The organism is Novosphingobium sp. (assembly GCF_039595395.1).
Lineage (GTDB): Bacteria > Pseudomonadota > Alphaproteobacteria > Sphingomonadales > Sphingomonadaceae > Novosphingobium.
Genome location: NZ_JBCNLP010000001.1, coordinates 4155040 through 4176985 on the forward strand (window position 1 = coordinate 4155040; position 21946 = coordinate 4176985).

At 64.3% G+C, this 21946-nt stretch carries 19 protein-coding genes and 2 tRNA genes; 6 read left to right on the forward strand and 15 right to left on the reverse strand.

Annotation, left to right across the window (positions count from 1 at the left end; translation table 11 throughout):
• The first annotated feature begins 99 nt into the window (after window positions 1-99).
• The 6 genes from ybaK (at window position 100) to ABDW49_RS18925 (ending at window position 4205) form a co-directional block, all read left to right on the forward strand.
• Window positions 100-573 (forward strand): Cys-tRNA(Pro) deacylase, encoded by a 474-nt coding sequence (gene ybaK, locus ABDW49_RS18900; protein WP_343613917.1) that lies wholly within the window; start codon window positions 100-102, stop codon window positions 571-573.
• A 138-nt stretch (window positions 574-711) separates the two neighbouring features.
• Window positions 712-1668 carry a polysaccharide deacetylase family protein gene (locus ABDW49_RS18905; protein WP_343613919.1) on the forward strand — a complete coding sequence of 319 codons (957 nt, stop codon included), beginning with the start codon at window positions 712-714 and terminating at the stop codon, window positions 1666-1668.
• A 112-nt stretch (window positions 1669-1780) separates the two neighbouring features.
• Window positions 1781-2452: a glutathione S-transferase family protein gene (locus tag ABDW49_RS18910; protein ID WP_343613921.1), complete on the forward strand. Its 672-nt coding sequence runs from the start codon at window positions 1781-1783 to the stop codon at window positions 2450-2452.
• 443 nt (window positions 2453-2895) lie between these two features.
• A tRNA-Leu gene (locus tag ABDW49_RS18915) sits at window positions 2896-2982 on the forward strand.
• A gap of 178 nt (window positions 2983-3160) precedes the next feature.
• A tRNA-Leu gene (locus ABDW49_RS18920) sits at window positions 3161-3247 on the forward strand.
• A 427-nt stretch (window positions 3248-3674) separates the two neighbouring features.
• Window positions 3675-4205, forward strand: a complete 531-nt coding sequence (locus ABDW49_RS18925; RefSeq protein ID WP_343613922.1) for a cell wall hydrolase — start codon at window positions 3675-3677, stop codon at window positions 4203-4205.
• 53 nt (window positions 4206-4258) lie between these two features.
• Here the strand turns inward: ABDW49_RS18925 and ABDW49_RS18930 are convergent, their stop codons facing one another.
• The 15 genes from ABDW49_RS18930 to galE all read right to left on the reverse strand — a co-directional run bounded on the left by ABDW49_RS18930 (window position 4259) and on the right by galE (window position 21869).
• Window positions 4259-4714: a hypothetical protein gene (locus tag ABDW49_RS18930; RefSeq protein WP_343613923.1), complete on the reverse strand. Its 456-nt coding sequence runs from the start codon at window positions 4712-4714 to the stop codon at window positions 4259-4261.
• 10 nt (window positions 4715-4724) lie between these two features.
• The gene (locus ABDW49_RS18935) at window positions 4725-6128 is read right to left on the reverse strand and encodes an MBOAT family O-acyltransferase (protein WP_343613925.1); all 1404 of its coding nucleotides are present in this window, start codon (window positions 6126-6128) and stop codon (window positions 4725-4727) included.
• Window positions 6129-6137: 9 nt separating this feature from the next.
• Window positions 6138-7520 carry a GDSL-type esterase/lipase family protein gene (locus ABDW49_RS18940; RefSeq protein ID WP_343613927.1) on the reverse strand — a complete coding sequence of 461 codons (1383 nt, stop codon included), beginning with the start codon at window positions 7518-7520 and terminating at the stop codon, window positions 6138-6140.
• A gap of 14 nt (window positions 7521-7534) precedes the next feature.
• Window positions 7535-8530 (reverse strand): DUF459 domain-containing protein, encoded by a 996-nt coding sequence (locus ABDW49_RS18945; protein WP_343613929.1) that lies wholly within the window; start codon window positions 8528-8530, stop codon window positions 7535-7537.
• A 305-nt stretch (window positions 8531-8835) separates the two neighbouring features.
• Window positions 8836-9036: a hypothetical protein gene (locus ABDW49_RS18950; RefSeq protein ID WP_343613931.1), complete on the reverse strand. Its 201-nt coding sequence runs from the start codon at window positions 9034-9036 to the stop codon at window positions 8836-8838.
• 96 nt (window positions 9037-9132) lie between these two features.
• A complete protein-coding gene (locus ABDW49_RS18955; protein WP_343613932.1) occupies window positions 9133-10542 on the reverse strand; it encodes an O-antigen ligase family protein in 1410 nt (469 codons plus the stop codon).
• A gap of 199 nt (window positions 10543-10741) precedes the next feature.
• Complete coding sequence (locus ABDW49_RS18960) at window positions 10742-12868, reverse strand: AAA family ATPase (protein WP_343613934.1); 2127 nt, start codon at window positions 12866-12868, stop codon at window positions 10742-10744.
• A gap of 79 nt (window positions 12869-12947) precedes the next feature.
• The gene (locus tag ABDW49_RS18965) at window positions 12948-14339 is read right to left on the reverse strand and encodes an outer membrane beta-barrel protein (RefSeq protein ID WP_343613936.1); all 1392 of its coding nucleotides are present in this window, start codon (window positions 14337-14339) and stop codon (window positions 12948-12950) included.
• Window positions 14340-14392: 53 nt separating this feature from the next.
• The gene (locus ABDW49_RS18970; protein WP_343613938.1) at window positions 14393-14950 is read right to left on the reverse strand and encodes a polysaccharide biosynthesis/export family protein; all 558 of its coding nucleotides are present in this window, start codon (window positions 14948-14950) and stop codon (window positions 14393-14395) included.
• Window positions 14951-15382: 432 nt separating this feature from the next.
• Complete coding sequence (locus ABDW49_RS18975; RefSeq protein ID WP_343613939.1) at window positions 15383-17797, reverse strand: hypothetical protein; 2415 nt, start codon at window positions 17795-17797, stop codon at window positions 15383-15385.
• Between the two features lie 58 nt (window positions 17798-17855).
• Window positions 17856-18617 carry a WecB/TagA/CpsF family glycosyltransferase gene (locus ABDW49_RS18980; protein WP_343613941.1) on the reverse strand — a complete coding sequence of 254 codons (762 nt, stop codon included), beginning with the start codon at window positions 18615-18617 and terminating at the stop codon, window positions 17856-17858.
• 186 nt (window positions 18618-18803) lie between these two features.
• Window positions 18804-19472 carry a peptidylprolyl isomerase gene (locus ABDW49_RS18985; protein WP_343613943.1) on the reverse strand — a complete coding sequence of 223 codons (669 nt, stop codon included), beginning with the start codon at window positions 19470-19472 and terminating at the stop codon, window positions 18804-18806.
• A gap of 366 nt (window positions 19473-19838) precedes the next feature.
• Window positions 19839-20474 carry an HAD family phosphatase gene (locus ABDW49_RS18990; RefSeq protein WP_343613945.1) on the reverse strand — a complete coding sequence of 212 codons (636 nt, stop codon included), beginning with the start codon at window positions 20472-20474 and terminating at the stop codon, window positions 19839-19841.
• A 136-nt stretch (window positions 20475-20610) separates the two neighbouring features.
• Window positions 20611-20736: a type B 50S ribosomal protein L36 gene (ykgO, locus tag ABDW49_RS18995; RefSeq protein WP_008069451.1), complete on the reverse strand. Its 126-nt coding sequence runs from the start codon at window positions 20734-20736 to the stop codon at window positions 20611-20613.
• A gap of 128 nt (window positions 20737-20864) precedes the next feature.
• The gene (gene galE / locus ABDW49_RS19000) at window positions 20865-21869 is read right to left on the reverse strand and encodes a UDP-glucose 4-epimerase GalE (protein WP_343613949.1); all 1005 of its coding nucleotides are present in this window, start codon (window positions 21867-21869) and stop codon (window positions 20865-20867) included.
• Window positions 21870-21946 lie beyond the last annotated feature (77 nt).

Below are 21946 nucleotides of genomic sequence, written 5' to 3' on the forward strand. Positions count from 1 at the left end.
AGCTGTCGCGCTGACGATACATTTTTGTAGATCGTATCAGCCTGCCCAAGCCTTCGCCCTGCCGATGATCTTCGCCGTTTCGCTTCCGGAAAGTCTGTCATGTCCAAGTCCACCCGCGCCACCATGGCCCTGAGCAAGGCAGGCATCGCCTTCACCACCCACAGCTATGATTATGACGCCGATGCGGACTCCATCGGTCTGGCCGCCGCTGCCGCTCTGGGTGAAGAACCGGGACGGGTGCTGAAAACGCTGATGCTGCTGCTCGACGGCAAACCGGCCTGCGCCATCGTCCCCTCCGACCGCGAGGTGGCGATGAAGAAGCTCGCCGCCGCGCTGGGCGGCAAATCGGCGCAGATGATGAAACCCGCCGATGCGGAGCGGATTTCGGGCTACAAGGTCGGCGGGATCAGCCCCTTCGGCCAGATGAAGCGCGTGCCCGTCGCCATCGAGGCCGACGCGCTGAAGCAGCCCCATGTCTATATCAATGGCGGCCAGCGCGGGCTGCAGGTGCGCCTGGCGCCACGCGATGCCGTTGATCTGCTGGGCGCCATTCCGGCGGCGATCACCGCCTGAAGGACCGGCACGGATCGGGGTGGCACCGGGGCCACAGCACGCGCCTTTTGCTGCATCTGCGAGAATTACCACTGTATCGGCCGGCCCCATGCGATACAGTCTCATCCACTCCAATCCAGATGCGGTTTCCTGCCCACGATGTCTTTGCGCTCCACGTTCTCCTGCTTCCTGTTTGCCGCCCTCACCCTGACCCTCGCCTCACAGGCGCAGGCCGCGCCCCATCCCGGCCAGATTGCCCTCACCTTCGACGACCTGCCCGGCATCATGCTGAGCGACGACAGCAATTATATCGCCCATTTCAACCGCCAGCTTGTCGATGGGCTGAAACGCCACCGCGTGCCCGCCACCGGCTTTATCGTCGCGGGCAAGCTGGAGGATCTCGACGAGCGCCGCATGCGCCGCGCGCTCTCGCTGTGGGTGCATGCCGGTTTCACGCTGGGCAACCACACCTACAGCCATGAATCGCCCAGCCGCATCCCCGTCGACGATTACAACGCCGATATTCTCAAAGGGCAGACCCTGCTCTGCAGCCTGACCCGCTGCCCGCCCAAAACGCCGCTCTGGTTCCGCCATCCCTATCTGGAAACCGGATCGACCCTTGCGGACGTCAACAAGGTCAACCAGTTCCTCGCCGACCACCGCTATCGCGTCGCGCCGATCACGCTGGTCAGTCAGGACTGGGTCTTTTCGGAAACCTATGACGATGCCCTCGCCCGCCATGACACCGCCGAAGCCAACCATATCCGCCAGTCCTATCTGACCTACACCACCACCATGGTGAAATGGTATCGCGCCAGCGCGCAATCGGTGTTCGGGCGCGATATTCCGCTGGTGGCGCTGCTCCATGCCTCGCGCCTCAATGCCGACACGATCGGCGATCTGGTGGCGATCTATCGCCGCGCCGGGCTGCGCACCGTGCCGCTGGCCAAGGCCATGCGCGACCCGGCCTACAAGACGCCCGAGACCTATGCCAATCCCAAGGGGCTGGACTGGATCGGCCGCTGGTCGCTGCAACTGGGCCGCCCGCTGGCCCCCGGCTATGTCGACCCGCCCGAGGACATCGCCGCCATCTATCGCAAAATCGACAGCGACTGACGCAGGCTCTTTTCGCCGCAAGCCGCCAAATCGCAGTTTTCCACCCCTAAGCCCGTGCGCGCCCGCCGCGCCGGGTGGACGCGACCCGCGCCAAGGCGCAAGGAACAAGGCCATGTGGCAGCTTTACCAATTTCCCCTGTGCCCCTTTTCCCGCAAGGTCCGCCTGCTGATGAGCGAAAAGGGTATTGCCTACGAACTCTGGCGCGAAAACCCGTGGGAGCGGCGCGAGGGCTTCACGCAGATGAATCACGCCGCGCGCACCCCCACCATGCATGATGCGGAAAAAGGCATCACCCTCTGCGACAGCCGCGCCATCTGCGAATATCTGGAGGAAACGGTCGACCGCCTGCCGATGATCAGCGGCACCGCCACCACCCGCGCGGAGATTCGCCGTCTGGTCGCGCTGTTCGACGAGAACTTCTATGCCGATGTCACCGGGCCGCTGATCCACGAGCGCATGATGAAACGGCTGGTCTATCGCCAGTCGCCCGATTCACGGATGCTGCGCGAGGCCATGAAGCTGGCGCATGAGCATCTCTATTATATCGACTACCTTGTCGATCACCGCCCCTGGCTAGCGGGCCCCACGATGAGTCTGGCTGACCTTGCCGCCGCGGCGCAGATCTCCGTGGCGGACTATCTGGGCGGGCTGGACTGGTCGGGCCATGAGCAGGCACGGGCGTGGTACTCGGTGTTCAAGTCGCGGCCATCCTTCCGGCCCCTGCTCGCCGAGCGGATGGAGGTGATCCAGCCGCCTTCGCATTATGCGGATGTGAATGCCTGAAGGTTTGAAGAAGGGATAAATGCGAGGGTGTTACACCCTCGCGGTCCCGTTAATGTCTACGTCGCGCCCCGGGTTCGGCCTTGCGCCCGGCTTGCAGCGCCGCAGGCTTTGAATTGCAGGCCAGTGTAAGGCGCCGAGCTTCTTGCCTGCGGCGCCTTTTCGTTGCGCTGGTGGAGAGCCTCAGCGGGCCGATGCGGTACCACTTCCCTTGCGTCGGAAGACGTCATGGGAGCGCGAGGGCCCGGAGCATGTCTCTTGAGACATGCGATCCACAAAGACTCCCCCCTCGCACCTTCCTTTTCCCTGTTTCCCGACCTTTTCCTCCAAACTGTCAAAAACTTTTCACATCACCATGTTTTCGCGTTGACACCTCTGCGCATCCCCCTTAGAGGCGCCCTCCTACCCGGCGGGGACACGGAAACGTGACCTTTGCCAAACAGGTTGCCCAGGTGGCGGAATTGGTAGACGCACTAGCTTCAGGTGCTAGCGCTCGCAAGGGCGTGGAGGTTCGAGTCCTCTCCTGGGCACCATCATCTCAACGTTGAGACATTCCCCCAAGGGGGAAACAAATCCCTGAAATCAGACGACTTACCTGCGATGCCAGCGCGCATGCGCGGCGCATTTTTCGCGTTGACATGCTCACGCTTCACCCGTAGAGGCGCCCTCCTACCCGGCGCGGACGCGGAAACGCCCCAAGCCAAACAGGTTGCCCAGGTGGCGGAATTGGTAGACGCACTAGCTTCAGGTGCTAGCGCTCGCAAGGGCGTGGAGGTTCGAGTCCTCTCCTGGGCACCATCATCTCAACATTGAGACACTCCCCCAAGGGGGAACCCCCGCCAGACATGGACCATGCTTCGAACCCGCGGTGATTCTCACCGCGCAAAGCGATGCTTGCTTCCCAAATCCTTGATTCAGCTTGAACCGATCTGGTGGCCCTTCCAACGGCCCTCTCGACGCCCCGCGATTCGCCTTTGCGCCGGGCCAATAAGGTTCCACCGGTCCCCTTGGCCCAGCCTCGTTTGGGCTTATCGCGGTTGACTCATCGGCGGATTGCCGCCAGATGCCCGGCATAGCCAAGCACATGGCAAGGTCGTCCGACCCCGCCGGTTCAAAGCGAGACGTGAGTGAAGTCTGCACGCGCATGTTTGCGTTTCCGCGTGTGCAGGGTGACCCCGCGCCCCTGTGACAAGATGGAATGAAGTCTCTTACTGTATCCCGCGCCATGTTCGCCCTGCCGGCGATTGCCCTTCTGACGGGCTTCATACCGGCCAATTCAGTGGCTCATGCCGCAGGACAGCAGACGGAACCTTCTTCCGCTCAAGTCCAGTCTGACAGTGATCAGCCCGCTGCGGCTGCCGTCAGCCCCCTCGCCCCCATCGACACCATTTCGGCCGAAGACGGCCCGAACATGCGTCAGGTCGAATGCGTGGCCAAGGTCATCGTTCACGAAGCCGGCAACCAGGTGCGCCGCGGCCAGATCGCCGTCGCCCAGGTCATCCGCACCCGCATGAAGGCCGCCGGCACCCAGGCCTGCGAAACCGTGAAGCAGCCCGGTCAGTTCTTCAACGTCGACCGTTACAACCCCGCCCGCACCAGCGAAGTCTGGCACGACGCGGTGGTCATCGCCACGCAGACCCTGAAGGGTGAAGGCGAAGAGGTCGTCCCCGGCGCGATGTTCTTCCACACCGTCGGCCATCCGATGCATGGTCGCACCCAGGTCGCCCAGATCGACGACCACATCTTCTATCGCTGAGCGTTTTCAAGCCGGGTGAAACACCCGGTGACGTCCGAAAACGCGCTAAACCACTATTCGGGTTCGGGGGTTTCAGAATCCCCGCCTGGCTTCTTCTGGCCGGGCCATGGCGCCTTGCGCATGGCCTTGGCCGCCCCCTCCACAGCATCGACCACGGCGTTGAGGCCCAGCGGCCCCGCAGCATCGTGCCAACCGTCGGCGGCGTTCACCACGGGCGCCGTCACCGACGCCACGGGCAGTTGATCGGCCCAATTGGCCAGAGCATGCGAATTGAGCCCCAGCAGGGCCAGCGTGCTCACCACCACCGCGCCGGAGACCCAGCCAAGCCCAGCCCTCACCCCCGGCACCTGCCAGACGTGGCTGCGCTCATGCGGGCCCATATCGGCGTCATGCTCGGGCTCAAGCTCTTCCAGTTCGGCTGCTTCCTCGGGCGTCAGGAATTTCACCTCGCCGGGCTCTTCCTCGGGCAGATCGATGGGGGAGGCTCCCCAGGGCAATCCTTGGCTCATTGCACCATCCCTAGAACTGGAAATAGATAAAGGGCGCCACACCGGCACCACGCAGACCCTCGACCAGCAGCAGCAGCAGCGTGCCGACCAGACCCACCGCCCAGAAGGGCAGAACCTGCAACCGCCGCCCCAACCGCTGGATCGCGTCGGGCGGCCCGAACTGGCAGGCCATGCCCAGCACGATCATCCCGACAGTCCATGGCGAGGCGATCAGCGCGCCCGGCTGCCAGGTGGCGATGCGCCCGATCAGCGCCGTCGCATCCTGAAACTGGGGCATGCGGAAGAAGATCCACGCCAGCGTCACCATATGGAAGGTCACGAACCACCCGGCCCATGCGGGCAGGCGCGGCCAGCCCTCGGGGCGGAACTGCTGCCACAGGCGCTCGGCCACCAGCATGCCGCCGTGCAGCGCGCCCCAGATCACGAAATTGATGCTGGCGCCATGCCACAGCCCGCCCAGCACCATCGTGCCGAACAGGGCAAGGCAGGTGCGCCACAGCGCCTGACGCGATCCGCCGAACACGCCGATGTAGAGATAGTCGCGCAGCCAGAACGAGAGGCTCAGATGCCAGCGCCGCCAGAAATCCTGAAGCGTGGCGGCGCGATAGGGCTGGTCGAAATTGCGCGGGAAGCGGAAGCCCAGCAGCCCCGCAAAGCCGATCGCCATATCGCTGTAGGCCGAGAAATCGCAGTAGATCTGGATGGCATAGCCATAGGAGGCAATCACCAGATCGAGGGCGGAATGGCTGGAAGGATCGCTGAACACCGGATCGACCAGTTGCATGCCCAGCTCATTGGCGATCACCGCCTTTTTCACCAGACCCCAGCCGATCAGCACCAGGCTGGTCGAGGCCGCGCCCCGGCTCAGCCAGGGCGTCTCGCGCAATTGCGGCAGCAGATGGCCTGGCCGCACGATGGGCCCCGCCACCAGATGCGGGAAGAAGCTCATCAGCACCGTCAGTTCGAGCAGGCGCGCGGGCTCGCTGCGCCCCTTGTAGACATCCACCACATAGCTGATGCCCTGAAAGGTGAAGAAGGACACGCCCACCGGCAGGATCACATCCACCACCGGCAGGCTGGCGTTCCACCCCAGACTGTCGAACGCGGCATTCACCTCATGGGTGAAGAAGCCGTAATATTTGAAGAAGCCCAGAATCAGCAGATTGGCGACAACGCCCGCGCTCAGCCAGGCCTTGCCGCGTGCCGGATCGGCCAGAATCAGCCGCGCCGCGCCCCAGTTGAGGAAGGCGCTGCCCAGCAGCAGCAGCACGAAGCGCGAATCGAACCAGCCATAGAAAATCCACGAGGCGACCAGCAGCATGATCTGCCGCCAGTCCCCCGCCCGGCGCATCAGCCAGTTGAGGGCAAAGACGATGATGAAGAAGCCATGGAAGACCAGCGTGGGAAACAGCATGGGGCGGGCTTACTTCGTCAGATCGAGCCGCGCGCGGTCGAGATCGGCGGCCAGCGCCTCACCCAGCCTTTTGCCACCCTCGGCGGTGAAATGGACATGGTCGCCGCGCTGCAGCCCCTGCTCCACCCAGTTCATGGTGGTGCAGCGTCCGCCCATCGCGCCCTGCCAGTCCCAGAAGGCCAGGTTCATCTCCTGCGCCAACCGGATCTGCATCGCCCTGATCCGCGCCAGATTGCCCGGCACCATCCAGCCATTGCCGCAGGTCGCGGTGTCGCTCATCCCCGGCAAAGCCACATCGGCGCGCGTGCTGGCGGCATCGGGCGGGCCCAGCAGCAGGATCGGCACATTGCGGCCCAGCAGGCCGCGGATGCGCGTGATCTGGCTGCGCATGGTCGTCTCGGCCTCATCCAGCTTCAGACCCGGATCGAAACCCTCATTGGTGCCAAAGGCGATGACCACCAGATCGGGATGGGCATGGCGCAGCTCCACCCCCAGCACCTTGTCGTCATTGCGGGTGAAATGGAGCAGCCGCGCGCCCACCACGCCCAGATTGGCCAGGGTGATGCCGCCCGCCTGATGCCGGCTCTCCCATGAGGTGAGGCTGACCGGGCGGTCGTCCACCGTCGTCACCGTCACGCCTGGCACCGGCAAGGGCGTCGTCAGGTCGAAACAGGCGGCGCCCGGTGTGGCGGCGGCAAAGGACCAGTCGCGCTCGGTGCCGCTCATGGCGACATGGACCACGCCCTTGTCGGGGCCGGTCAGGCCGCAGAGGCTGAAATGATCGAACTGATAGGCCACGCTGTCCGCGCTCAGGCTCAGCGAGGCGCCGGCATGCTGCGCCGTCTGGGTGAAACCCGCCATGCCCAGCAGCGGCGTGTCACCGGTGCGCTGGCGCCCGAAGAGCGCATTCACGCTCCACTCCGGGCTCTGCCGCGCGGTGACGCCCCAGCTCAGATAACCCGGATAGGGCCGCCCCACCGCCTGAGCCCCGCGTCCGCCCGCGCCATATTCGGCCTGCCAGCGCTGGCGCCAGCCATTGGTGAGCATGTCGCCCGCCGTATGGCTGTCACCGATCTGCACGATGGAGAGCGGCGGCACCGAGCCGGTGGCAAAGGGCAGCTTGACCAGAAAGGAGGCGATGGCGGCAGGGTTGCGCAACTGCCCCTGCATCGGCCTGATCGTCGCGACCGGCGCCGCCGGGGTGGCGGGCAGCGGCTGGACCACCGGCGAGGCATAGGTGCCCGGCGGCAGGTTGTAGATCGTCTGCCCATAGACGCAGGTGCCCAACAGCATGGCGGCGGGGGTCAGCAGCAGATGGCGCAGCCCGCGCCTTGCGGCCAGCCGCTGTGCCAGCGTGCGGTGGCCCATATCTTCGCGCGAGAGTTTGTGCATGCCGCGCCGCACCCTCATTTCGCCTTACCGGACTGAACAGCGCCGGACGGAACGGCACCGGATTGGGCAACGCCGGATTGGGCGGCAAGCGCCTCGATGCGTTGCCACACCGGCCGGGCGATGACGCTGTAGCCATGGAAGGTCATATGGATTCCGTCCTCAGCCCGCGCGTTGTAGCTCTTGTTGGTGGCCGGATCGATCAGCTCCTTGGAGAAGTGATGATCCTTGTCCTCGCTGTTCTTCACCGGGTCGGTGAAGGGCACATGCAGGCGGCACATCAGGCCCTTATAAAAGCCATTCATTGCCTGAACCTGACTGTCATAGTCAGGCTTGCGCATACGCGGCAGGCCGATCCAGGCCACGGCCACACCCTCGCCCTGCAGATAGCTGACCAGCGCCTCGGCCCGGCCGCCGATCACCTTCTGCCAGCCCGGCGCCATATAGGCCGAGCCATGGCCGCCGTCCCACACGCCCTGCGTGTCATTGGCGCCGAAGTCGATGATGGCGATGTCGATCGGCTGATCGGCAAAGCGGGCCTTCGCGTCATCGAGCAGATTGAGGCTGCGATAGCGAGTGAAGCCGATCCCCTCCTTCGACCATTTCGAGACGGCGAAGTTCTTCTTGCCGAGGAAATTCTGGTTGGTGACGGCCCAGATGCCATCACCGAAACTGTCGCCCAGCACGCCGATGCGCAGCGGGCGGTTCTCACGCAAAGCCGCCATCACGCGGGGCGAGCGGGGGAAATCATCGGTGCATCGGGCCGGATTGGCCGCCGGGATGCTGGCGGGGTTCGCAGGGTTCGCGGGCGTCGCCGGGTTCGCTGCCTGCTGGGGCACGCCGGGGCCCGGCACCGCCGCCGCCACGGCCGGGCTGGCCAGCGGGGCATTGCCGCTCACGAACAGGGGTTCGAGCACCTTGCCGTCATGCTGGAAGGAATAGAGCAACACCGCTCCGACCGCGATGCCGACGAACAGCACCGCGCCGCGATCGATATATGCCAGTCCCTTCATGACGCTTCAGACCCAAATCATGCGATGGAAACGAAAAGACCACGGATGCGGCAAGCACATGGCCCGGCATTCGCGATGCTGCGTGAGATCTTGCCCGGTAAGTTCCGCAGCGTTCCAAACGGCAAGAACAACCCGGCGCGGGTGCTGCGATACTGTCGAAAAGGGGCCGCGGCAAGCCTGCGTGCCTGCAGGATCAATCCGTTCGGCCCGCCTTTACGCCTTCCTGTCCGTCCGGGGTCATGGGACGGGAAAGGCAGCAGGAGCCGGGGGCGGGATATTCTCCCGCCCCGCCATGCTGCCTGCCTTCAGTCGATCAGCGTGCGGATGCGCTCGATCAGGCTGTTGATGCGCTGTGCGGCCTCGTCGAAGGTCTTCACATCCTCGCGGTTGTTGTTGCCGCGCGCTTCCTTGGCGGAATCGACGTAGCCCTGCATATCCTCTTCGAGCGCGTCGATGATGATTTCAGCTTCATCCTCGGTGAGCTTCAGGGTGATGGTCTTGTCCACGAGGCCTCCTGTCTTTGCTTGCGGTCATGTCTGGCGGCCGCCTCTAAACGCAAGCGCCGCGCCGCGTCCATATGGGCGAAAGAACGCCGGGGGGCGTTATGCCCTGTTTCGTGACCGCCGGCGCGTTTTCATCGTCTGAAGCAATTCGTCACCCGCCTCGCTCTGCTTGCGGCTGCGCTTGCGCGAGCGCGAGGAGGAACCCCGGCCCTGCGTCGCATACAGGATGAAGCCGACCACCAGAATCGCCACCATGCCGGTCAGCGCGTCGCGGTCGAGCAGGCTGCTCTCGGTGAAATTATGGCCGATGCAAAAGACCAGCAGCGCGCAGATCAAACCGCCCTTGGCCGGACGCAGGCTGTGGGTGGTCAGCATGCGCATCATCGGCCAGATGAACACCGCGATCACCGCCAGCATCAGGCCGGGCAGCCCCACCGTCACCAGCAGATCGAGATAGCCATTGTGCCCCACCGCCACGAGGGTGGAGAAGCCCTGGCCATATTTGTACACCGGGCTCTCATCGCCCACGTTCCAGAAGGAGCCGAAGCCCGCGCCGGTCCACAGATGGTCCTGCGCATAATGGAACAGCATCTGCCAGATGCTGCCGCGCCCGGTGAAGGCGCTGGCGCTCACGCCCTCACCCCCCGTGTCACCCTTCAACCCGCGCAGCGCCATCGAGGCTGCGCTGGCGATCACCAGCCCCGCCGGGATGAGATACATCCGCAAGCGATAGCTGACCCGCTCATAGGCCAGCCCCAGCACGCAGCCCACCCCGACCAGACCGATCGAGGTCTTGGAATGGGTCTTGTAGAGGAACAGCGCGGAAAGCAGCAGGACGCCCAGGCGAAACGGCAGCCTGATCTGCTTGGCATCGAAGAAGAAGGCCAGAAAACAGATCGCGGTTGCCGCGCCGGCCAGATTCTTGTCGGTCATGATGCCGCGCCAGCTTCCGATCACCTGATCGGAGGACCAGCCGCGATCCGCCTCAAGCGAGTGGATGCCGATCGAGGGCGCGACGAAAACGGTGATGATGTTGAGCACCAGCCCGACGCTGAGCGCGAGCCGCAGATTGTCCATCGTCATGCGATAGCCGGTGTTGCGCACGATGATGACCGCAGACCACACCACGCTGACGGTCAGAATCAGGCGGCGCAGGCCGATGCCGGGCACCGCCGACCATGTCAGGCTGAGCAGGAACCAGGCCAGCGCCACGATCAGCGGCACCGGCAGCATCACGGTACGCGTGCCGTTCTGCCAGGGCGCCGCCGCCCAGAGGGCCCAGCCCAGCAAGGCCACATAGCCCAACTGGCGGAAGATACTGCCCTCATCCGCGCCGCCCGAGGTCACGAGGGCGATAAAGGGCCCCAGCTGCACCAGCATGAAGAAGCACAGGCTGATCGTGCGCCAGCGCAGATCCTGCTTGAACCAGGCGACGAGGTCGAACGACTCCTCCGCCTCGGTCTGCCCGAACTGCTCGAAAAGGTTCAGCGCCGGTTTCGTGTCAGCCATGATGCACCGATTATCCTTTCAGAGCATCGTGCAAAAAAGTGGGAACCGGTTTTTTGCAAAAACGATGCGACAACAATAACGCGAAGAGACCGCCCCTTCCAACCATGGTTGCGATCAGCGCCCCGCCGCATGAGGCGCATGGCGCGCGTAGCAAGGAAAAAGGGCGAGGAACAGCCGTTCCCCGCCCTGATCCTGCCGGTCAGCCCTTGGTTGCGGGGCCTTCGTAGTAGTCGGTGTATTTGTTGGAATAGTAATAATAGGAGTTATAGGCCTGCGACTTCTGGTCGACCATGGTGTAGAGCGCGCCCACCAGATTGGTGCCATCGGCCCGCAGCCAGCCCACCGCCGAGCTGACCGCATTCATCGGCGTGTAGCTCCAGCGGATGGCCAGCACGGTGGCATCGGCCAGCGCGGCCAGGAAGCGGCCGTCGGCCAGACCCACCAGCGGCGGAAGGTCGAGGATGACCACGTCGTAACGCGCCGACAGACCTTCGAGAATGTCGTGGATGGCCTGGGTGCCGAACAGATTGTCCGAGGTGAAATAGGGCTTCTGCACCGCGATGGAATGCAGCAGCTCCAGACGGGTGGGCTGGATCGCCTCGTCCAGCGTGGTCTCGCCGCGCAGCAGCTCGACCGTGCCGGGGCCCGAGACATCGGCGTCGATGATGTTGCGCATCTGGGCGCGGCGGACGTCGACGTCGACGATGATCGTGCGCTGACCGTTGAGCGCCATGGTGCGGGCCAGAGCCAGCGCCGTGGTGGTCTTGCCCTCGCTGGGCAGCGAGGAGGTCATGGCGATGATCTTGGGCTGCAGCTCGCCCTTCACGCCCATCAGCGTGGCGCGGGCGTTGCGCAGAGCCTCGGCGAATTGCGAGGTCGGCTTGTCCATCAGCATGTCGGCGGGCATGTCGTTGCCGCGCAGCAGCGGGATGGCGGTGATGAGCGGCAGACCCAGCTCATCCTCCACCTGCGCCACCGTCATCATGCCCGTGACCATCAGTTCCTGAGCGGTGATCACGCCCACGCCAATGCCCAGACCCAGCACCAGCGAAACCAGCACCATCAGGTCGCGGCGCGGCCAATAGGGCTTCATGGGCACCTTGGCGACATCGATAACGCGCGCCTGCGCCATGGAGTTCTGCGCCGCCTGGCGGGCATCCATGGTGGTGGCGGCCATACGGTCATAGGCGGCGTGCTTGCTGTCGGCGTCGCGCTGCAGGCTGGCCAGCGTCACCGAGGCGCGGGCGTCGGCGGTCTGCTTGGCCTGCAACTGGGCCATGCTGCCGCGCAGGCTGCCGGCCTGGGCGTCGGCGGCGTCGGCATCGGCGCGCAGCGACTGCACCACGCGGATCTCTTCCTGCTGCAACTGCTGGTCGATGTCGGCCAACTGCTTGCTGGCCTTGATGTAATCGGGATAGCGCGGACCATAACGGTTCGCCATGTCGGTCAGCGTCTGCACCTGCAGGGCGCGCTGGCGACGCAGATCCTGGATGGTCACCGAATTGCGAACCTCGGTGATGGCGTCCAGCTTGCCCGCGGAAAGCTGACGCTGCGCCGCAACATGCTTGGCGCGCATCTCGGCCGACAGCGCCTCGGAGGTGGCCAACTGCATCGCCAGCGGGGCAATCTGCTGGTCGGTGATGGTTTCGCCATCCTTGTTGTTGCTGCGCACGATGCCATTATCGGCCTCGAACTTGGCGATCTTCTCGTCGGCCTGACGCGCATCGTCGCCCATCTTGGTCAATTGCTGGTCGAAGAAGGCGGCCTGACGCGCAGCGGTGCCGATATCGATGCCCACCTTGCCGTCCATATAGGCCGAGGTGTATTCATTGGCGATCTTCGCGGCCTTGTCGGCATTGAGCGAAGCGACCTTGATGGCGATGATGTAGGTCAGCTTCTCGCGCGCCACATCGGTGACCTGCGAGAGCTGGGTGGCCGCGGCGTCCAGCTTCTGGTCAGCCGTCAGCGGCGGGCCGCTGGGGGCGGGTTTGAAGAATTCCGGGTCCTGATCCAGCTTCAGCCGGCGCACCACCTGCCGCGCGGTGTCCAGCGAGTTGATCACCGACACTTCGGTCTCGATCGCCTCGCTGCCGAGCTGCGCCTGGGCATCATTGTTGGTGTGGTTCAGCGGGTTCTGCTTGGGATCGATCTGCAGGCGGGCAATGCCCTGATAATAAGGCTTGAGCAGGAAGGTCGCCCCCACGCCCAGCGCCGTCACCAGCAGCGTCACCGCCAGCAGCATCTTCCAGCGCCGCTGCAGCACGTCTTTTCCCTTGGCGATCACATCCGCCAGGCGGGCTTCATAGGAGGCTGTCGAGACTTTCATGATTTGAACCCTTGCCCTTGGGAAAGACCTGCATGCCCGGTTGAATGATCGAGACGGAAATGATCGGAACGGGGGCCCATCAGCGCCTCACCGTCATCGACAAACCCATCGTGATGTCGCTGTAGCCCGCGCCCACCGCCAGGCTGTTCACCTTGGAGGTGCGGTAGATCGTCTCGGCCTGGAACCCCAGCCAGCGCGACGCCTGATAGCGCAGCGTGGCATGGGCCTGCTTGGAGGTGCGGCTGGCCGAAGAGGCGATATAGCTCTGGTCCACCGCCATGACTTCCAGGCTGGCGATCAGGTTCTGGCGCAGCGACTGGTCGACCTCGGCGGTGACGCGGCTGTCGATATAGGGCGCGGAGCCCAGCGTCGAATCCTGCACCAGCCGCTGCCCCGTAAAGGTGACGGTGGTGCGCTTGAGGGGGAAGAAATCCACCCGTGCCTGCGCCGAAAAGGCACTGACCGTGGGCTGGGCCGCCGCCTGATAGTCGCGATGGGTAAAGCCCGCGCCGATCATGCCGCGCATCACCCCGGCCAGATCGAAGCTGACCCCGGCCAGGATCTGCTGCCCCGAAGAGTTTTGCGACACGCTGCCGGCCTGCACCACCGGATAGGAAATCTTGTCCGCCGAGACCGCCGAATAAAGCGCGAGGCTGGGCGAGAGCGCCACCTCGACCTGGCCGGACACGCGATCGATGTTGCGGTTGCGATAGCGCTGGTCGGCGGTCCGCCCGTCGGGGTAGCGCAGCGTGGCATAGGAATAGGCCGAATGGTCATAGGCGCCGGTCAGCCGGACCCGTCCGCGCGTGTAGGTGCCCTTGAGCAGTTCGCCGGTGCGGAAAAAGCGCGAGAGCACCTGCGCCTCGGGATTCTGGTCGCTGCTGTAGGGGCTTTCGCCGTAATTGCCGACACGGCCTTCGGCATGCAGCACGAAATTCCGGCCCAGATTCATCTCGCCCGAGGGGAAAATGTCCCACGCATTCTGATTGGCCACGGTCTGGCTGGCATAGCGCCGCAGATCGGCGTTGCCCTGCAACTGCAGCGAGTGGCGCGACCAGTCCGATGCCAGCAAAAAACCGGGCTTGAGCACCGCACTGACGTCACCCTTGTGAGCGATGTCGGTGAGGAAGACGTTGTTATCCCCCACCACGCCCAGGGTCACCTGAGGTTTCAGGGTGAAAGAGCCGATCGCCGCGCCCACCGCATCGTAATCGGGATGCTCTTCATCGAGCACGCCAATGTTGTGGTCGCGCATGTAATCGGGCGCGAGCACCGGCTCGATCAGCGTGTTGAACCCCGGCGCGGTCGAGGCGAGGCGGCCCAGCACGCTGGTCTGTGCCAGCGCCGTGCCCGGATGGCCCAGCGCGCAGGCCACGCCCAGCATCACGCCCGAGGGCGCGGCGAGCGACGGAAAAGCGCGCGCGGCCCGCACCATCACCGGCCGCGATACCATGGCCCGTGACAGCGTCATCCGAGACAGCGCCCTTCTCTTCAAGACCATGTTCCGAGCCAAGCGTCGTCAGCTCAGAAGAATCGCTCGGCCACCCGGATCGTATCGCCGGGCCAGACACGCAGATCGGGGGTGAGCAGGAAGCGCTCCTCCTCGGCCTTGCCATATTTGCGGATGAAGACGTAGGATTCGCGTCCGCGCGGCGTCATGCCCTGGGCCTGCGCCACGGCATTCCACACCGTCAGCCCCGCCGAATAGGCGTATTGGCCGGGCAGGCGCACCTCACCCACGATAAAGAAGGGGCGATAGAGCGTGACTTCGGCGGAAACATGCGGGTCGCGCAGGTAATCCTGCCCCAGCAACTGCTGAAAGCCATCGGCCACCTCGGCCGGGGTCTTGCCCAGCGCCTGAAGCGTGCCCACCAGCGGCAGCGAGACCGAACCATCGGCCCCCACCTGGAATTCCCCGGAAAGCTGCGGCTCGTTGAAGACGGTCAGCCGCACCTTGTCGCCGGCGCCCAGCCGATAATGCTCGGCCACCGTGTCACCGGCGCTGAAACGTTCGCCAGAGCTAATGGTCGCACTTTTGCCCGCGCCTTTCGCATAGGCCGGGGCAGATGCGGACAGGGCCATCTGAGAAGACAGAATCAGGCACAAGCTCAGAAGATACCGCTTACTCACCCGCCATCACCCCATCTATCAAGTTAGACCACTCAACCGTATCGCAGTGCAGCAATCCAATCAAGGCGCAAGACTCCAATACATCATGAGAAAACAAGGAGCAAAAAATGAAGAGATCTATCGATTTTCAAGCCATGACTTTTCGATAACGCCGTTTAACAGGTCAATTAAATCGAGACGACTTTCGATATTTTTTCATTACATCCTGTAATGATCAAATAAATACCCATATCGCCTTTCATCGTTTACTTCTCTTCATCTTTTAATCCCGCCCACATTCATGGCCACAAAGCCACCAAGGCGACTTCATGCCCTTCGCAGTCGCAACATGGGCCAATGAGATAAGAATTTATACCGAGGCGCCGATGACGCCTTCGGCAACCTTCAGCGGATCTTCTGGCAGATCTTGCCATCAACCGGTTTCGGCGTCCGACAAGGCGCGGGCTCACCCCAGATCCAGCCGGACCCGACATAACCAAGATAGACACGGCCAAAGACATCCGGATCGGCGCCGATCACACTGACCTGATCGAGCGAACCGGCCGGAAACTGGGCGATCTGCTGCCAGTTGGCGGCATTGTCGACCGAGCGCCACACACCATATTGGCCCGAGACCCGGCCCGAGATGAAGATCGTCGGGTAGTCCTTGCCCTTCGCCGCCTTGCCGAAGGCCACGTCGTCGACATGATCGACGTGGTCGACCATCTGCCAGCTCTTGCCGCCATCCATGCTGCGGCGCAAACGGGTGTCGCTGGCATCCTGCGTGCCCGAGGTGAAGAAGAGATGCCCCGCATGACCGGGCACCGAGCGCAGCTTGGCCGCCGCCTTGCTGTCGGGCGCGATTTCTCCGGCGAAGACGCGGCTCCAGCTCGCACCGCCGTCGCCGCTGCGCCACAGACCCTGCAGTGCAGCATTGGCCCCTTCCCCGCTGTGATAGAGGTAGAAGGTGCGGCTCTCGCTCTTGTCGGCGGTCAGCGTCTTGCGCTGATACCATGAGTGTTCGAAGGAACCGGTGTTATCGCCGACCTCGCCCTGCAATTGCACCGGCTGCCAGGTCTGGCCGCGATCGGTGGTGTAGAAGGGCTTGCGGTTCTCCGAAGGCTCCCAGACGATGTTGTTGGTGTCGCCCGAGGCAACCGCGATGGTTCCATAGGCCATGCGCCATGGATCATCCGATTTGGTTCCCGGCGGGGTCGGTAAACTGGCGAATTTGGTCCAGCTACGCCCGCCATCGGTGCTGTATCCGGCCATCACCGCATTGCCGTCCTCGGCGCAGCAATGGCGCTGATCGGAGGCATTGGTCACCAGGAAGGAGGGATCGGCGGGCGTCCAGTCCACCTGCTGCACCGACATCAGCGCGCGCTCATTGGGGCCGAAGGTGGTGGAGAAGGCGTTGAGATTGTCCTTCACATGCATGCCGAAATCCCAGCCGGCAAAGACCGGCGACTGGCCGGGGGCCTGGATCGCGTCATTGGCGACCAGCTCCTCGATGCCGCGCGCCTGGCTGATCCAGTTGGTTACCGTGCTGCCCGGCTGAACATCGGCATAGAACACGCCCATGCCATGGGCCACCCACAGGCGCCCTGCCACCTTGGGGTCGAAATGCACGTCGGCGGTGGGGAAATAGGAGGAATCGCCCAGATGCAGCCAGGGCGGATCGCCCGCCCCCACCGCGGCGCTGTGCGAGAGATGGCTCCAGCTCTTGCCCTGATCGCTCGACTGGAAGCCATTGCCGCCCGCATCGAAGACCATCACCAGATCGCCGTGCGGATCGGCCGCCACCGCCGACCAGTCGGTCACCGGCAGGCCCGCTTCCCTGGTCAGATCGCGCCACTGGCCATCGCGATAGAGCCAGGCCGACTTGCTGGCGGCGTCCACGCCGAAGAAATTGCCATGCGCATCAAAGACCCCGCGCTTCAGCATCATCGGCTGCAGGCCCGAGGCGGTCAGCGGATGGAAGCTGTTGCCGCCATCCTGCGAGACATACATGCCATGACCCGAGGACATCGCCCAGATGCGCCCCGTCGCCTTGCCCTTCTCGCCGCTTTCGAACCAGATCATCGCGCCGGGCGCCTGAATGCCGGGCGTGCCGGGATCACGATCGAGGCTGGCGGGAACCGAATCGACACGGCTCCACGATGCGCCGGCATTGCTCGACTTCCAGAGCCCCGCCTCGGGCGAGCCCAGCAGCACCAGATCGGGATTCTCTGGCGAGACCGCCATATAGGGGCCGCCCAGACGGAAATCGCTGTTGGCGTTCCAGGTCAGCGGGAAGGGACTGCCCGATCCCGCCGCCACCCAATGCGCCCCGCGATCATCGCTGCGATAGACCCGGCCCTTGATCGCCATATAGATGCGGTCGGGCTTCGAGGGCGCCACGGCGATCTCATAGACCCCCGCCGCCAGCCCGCCCTGCACGCGGTCGCCCGCGGGCATGGCATCGGCGTTGACCAGTTGGACCCAGCGATTGCCCTCCGGCGACCAGATATAGGCGCCATAGACATCGGTGCGCGCCACCAGCGTGTTGCCGCCCGCATCCTGCGACAGGCCGGTGATGAAACCGCCGCCGCCCACCGCTACATGGCTCCACTGATAGGTTTCGCCTGCCACCGGCCCACCAGCATTCGACAGGGGGCTTGGCGGCGCGTGACGCGCATGGACCTGCTCGGTGTTGTAGAACAGCGTCCCGGCCCCGGCGATTTCCAAGACAAGCAGGCCCAGCAAAATCCACGGCCGACGACGGCTGCGCGGTTTGACGAATTGGGCATAACTTATATCGCGGCGGCTGGATGTCGGCATAATATTCCTGACATTGAGGCAGCTTGATGGAACAATCATGACATCGGCCTGGCCGACGTCAGTCGTGCGTCTTGGTCGCGAGGTGGTAAGCCGCGCGTGGATTGGTCACCAGATAACGCACCCCCAGCCGCAAGGGCTCCCGAGCGGCGCGATAGAGCCATTCCAGCCCCGTCGCCTGCATCCACTCGGGCGCACGCGACACGCCCCCCCCGTAATAATCGAAAAGCCCTCCACAGGTCCGCACCCAGGCCACCCCCGCCAGATGCTCACGCGCCTTCACCGCAAAATGCTCCTGCCGCGGGGTGCCTGTGCCCACCCACAGCACATCGGCGCCCGAACGGCGCACCGCCGCGCAGATCGCGGGAATATCGCCATCCGAGAAATAGCCGTGGCGCACCCCCACCACCTGCAGATCGGGATAGCGGCTGCGCATGTTTTCCGCGGCCCGCGCCGCCACGCCCTGCCGGGCGCCCAGAAAATAGAAGCGGATGCCCTCGCGCGCCGCCATCTGTGAGGCGTCGAGCACGAAGTCGGTGGTCGCCGTGCGCTCCACCAGCGGATCGCGGCAGAACAGGCGGCTGGCAAAGACCAGCGGCATGCCGTCGGCATCGACGATATCGGCCCGGTCGATGGCGCTGCGCAGAAACGGATCGGAATGATAGACCGCCACCACACTGCCATTGGCCGAGGTGACAAAACGCGGAAAAGGCAGTTCCCCGGCCCGCGCCGCGCGAACATCGGCAAGCATGATGGCGCAGAGATCGCCGCGCGTCGCCCTGGTCACGGGCAGGCCGCCGATGGTCAATGTGGGCGCCTTCATATCTGCTCCCCGGACATGCAACGCGCTCACCCCACAGCCCGCACTCAAACACCCATGCGGCCAGCCCGCATGCGCAACATGCACAAGCGGTAAAGAAATCATAGCGATATAATAGGGGCTTGCCAAGCAGCGGCCCCTCAGCTCATCGTAGATTGAGCAGGTGCAGCATGAAAAACGCCCGAACCGTCACGGCGCCGGAGCCGGCGCGGCAGCAGGCGTCGGCGCGGAAACAGGGGCCTCCCACGGCCCTTCCCAACGCCGCGCGGTGACGATCTTCACCGGCACGCTGAGCATCTGCCCCTTCATCACCCCATCGCCCTTGTTGGGGTCGAGCGGCGCATCGAAAATGCGGCGCACCACATCCATCCCCTTCACCACATGGCCGAAAGCCGCATAGCCCTGCCGGTCATCCTCGCTCTCGGCCTTGGGGTTGGCGTCCAGCCCGTCCATATCCGACAGCAGGATCGAGAAATCCCCCGTCGCCGTGCCCGGCGCATAGCGCGCCATGCTGATCGCCCCTGCCTTGTGATGCACACCCGTCACCGTGGTCGGCTCATGCGCGATGGGCGGCAGCAAGCGGCGGGGATCGCCCTGCGTGCCCGCCTGAATAAGACCGCTGGGCGGATCGCCCCAGGGCAGATGCATCGCGCGGTAAAACAAGATGCCGTCCAGCCGCTTGCTCTGGGCATAGCGCAGGAAATTGAGCGTGGTGATCGGCGCATGCTTGCCGTCCAGCTCCAGCACGATCTCGCCCTCGGTGGTGGTGAGGACCACATGCTCTGTGTCCTGAAGCTGGATTGCCGGGGGCGGGGCGTATTTGGGCTGGGCTGCTGCCGGGGCGGCTGCGTGCCTCACGGGGGCTGCCGTGAGCGGGGTGGTCAGGAGCAGGGTGAGAAGGGCGATTCGTTTCAGCATTCAGGGAAGATAGTAAGAGAAAGATGCGAGGGCCATCGCCCTCGCCCTCCCTTTACTGTCAACCTCAGCGCTTCGGGTTCAGCCTTGCGCTCAGCTTGCCGCGCCGCAGGCTTTAGAAATGCCAGCGCAGCCTATCGATCATGGGACCACTGCCTGCGGCGCTTTATGTGATGCAGGTGGAGAGCCAAGGCGCACCATTTCGGCACCCCCGCCCTATCGCCGGAAGACGTCATAGGAGCGCGAGGGCCCGGAGCATTCCTCTTGAGGAATGCGACCAACAAAGACTCCCCCCTCGCATCTTCCTTTTCACCCCTTCAACAATCCCCACGCCACCAGATCCGCCTCCAGAGCCTCCGAACCGCCGACGAAATGATGCGTATGCCACCCCAACCGCTGCGCCGTGGCGATGTTGGCGGCGTTGTCATCCACGAACAGCATCTCCTCCGGCGCATGGCCGAAGCGCGCTGCCGCGTGATGGAAGATCTCGTCGTCAGGCTTCACCATCTTCTCCACGCCGGAGACGACGATATCGCGCATATGGCCGAGCTGCGGCAGGGTCGGGCGGAACAGTTCGAAGGCCTCATCGCCGAAATTGGTGATCGCGTAGAGCGGCACGCCGCCAGCCGCCAGCCGGTCGACCAGCGCGGGGGTGCCGGGAATCGGGCCGGGGATGCTTTCGATCCAGCGGTCGGCATAGGCCTCGATCAGCGTGGCTTCGGCGGGGTAGAGCGCGCTGCGCTCGGCGACCATCTGGGCGAAGGGCTTGCCGGCGTCGTGTTCGAAATGCCAGTCCTTGGTCACGACGTGGGTCAGGAACCAGTCGAGCTTCTCGGGATCCTCGATCAGCTTTTCGTAGATCAGACGCAGATCCCAGTCGATCAGCACATGGCCGATGTCGAACACCACCACATGGGGCTGGGTGGCGGGGGCTTGCTGAGTCATGGAATCGCCTTGCTGTGTTGGGGAGGAAGAGAGGACAGCCCAAACGCCGCCAGCCCGCTGTCACCCTGGTAGGGCAACAGCGGGCTGGTGAAGCGCATCAGACGGCAAAGGCAGGCATGGCGCCTGCCTGTCGCGTTCAGCCCTGGCGGGCCTTGAAGCGACGCTGCGTCTTGTTGATGACATAGGTGCGGCCGCGACGACGGATCACGCGGTTATCGCGATGACGGTCCTTCAACGACTTCAGGCTGTTGCGAATCTTCATGGGTCGTCTCTTTGTCGTGGGGCGACCAGTCTTGCTGATTCTGTCCGCCGGAAATTGAAGCCGGGCCGATAAGGGGCGCGGCGGGGGAAGTCAAGGCCGGTCAGGCAATTCGCCGGCCCTGCATGGCGTCATCCTTCACGAATCTCGCCCAAACGGCGCTCCCACGCCAGGGCATGGGCGACAATAAGATCCAGATCGGCATAGCGCGGCACCCATGGCAGGGTGGCCTTGATGCGGCTGTTGTCGGAGATCAGCGAATCGGGGTCGCCCGCGCGGCGGCCCTCCAGCACGCGGCTGATCTTGATGTTGGTGGCCCGGTCCACCGCGTCCAGCACATCGAGCACCGAGAAGCCCGTGCCATAGCCGCAGTTCATCGTCAGCGATTGGCCGGGTGCCTCGGTCAGGGCCTCCAGCGCCAGCACATGGGCGGCGGCCAGATCGCTGACATGGATATAGTCGCGCACACCGGTGCCATCGGGCGTATCGAAATCGGTGCCGAAGACGCTGACGCTCTCCCGCTTGCCCAGCGCGGCTTCCACCGCCACCTTGATCAGATGCGTGGCGCCCGCCGTGCTCTGCCCGGTGCGCGCCTGCGGATCGGCGCCCGCCACGTTGAAGTAACGCAGCGCGCAATAATTGACGGGATGCGCCGCGGCCACGTCCTTGAGCATGATCTCGGTCATCAGCTTGGACATGCCATAGGGATTGATCGGCTGCTTGGGGCTGTCCTCGGTCACCGGCGAGACCTCGGGGATGCCATAGGTCGCGGCGGTGGAGCTGAAGATGAAATGCTTCACCCCGCCTTTCACCGCCGCCTCGATCAGGGCGCGGCTGTTGGCGGTGTTGTTGTGATAGTACTTCAGCGGGTTCTCGACCGATTCGGGCACCACCACCGATCCGGCGAAATGCATGATCGCCTGAATGCCGCGCTCGGCGAAAATCCGCGCGAGCAGATCGCCATCCGCGATATCGCCCTGATAGAGCGGCACACCCTTGGGCACGGCAAAGGCAAAACCGGTGACCAGATTGTCGATCACCGCCACATCCCAACCGGCATCCTTCAGCGCCAGCACGGCATGGCTGCCGATATAGCCCGCCCCGCCCGTCACCAGCACCGGAACTTTCTTGCTCATACGCATCCCTTCGCCTGCCCAGTTGTCATCTTCATAAACCGACCAGCCGCCCGGTCCAGCGCTTATGCCGCGCTGCG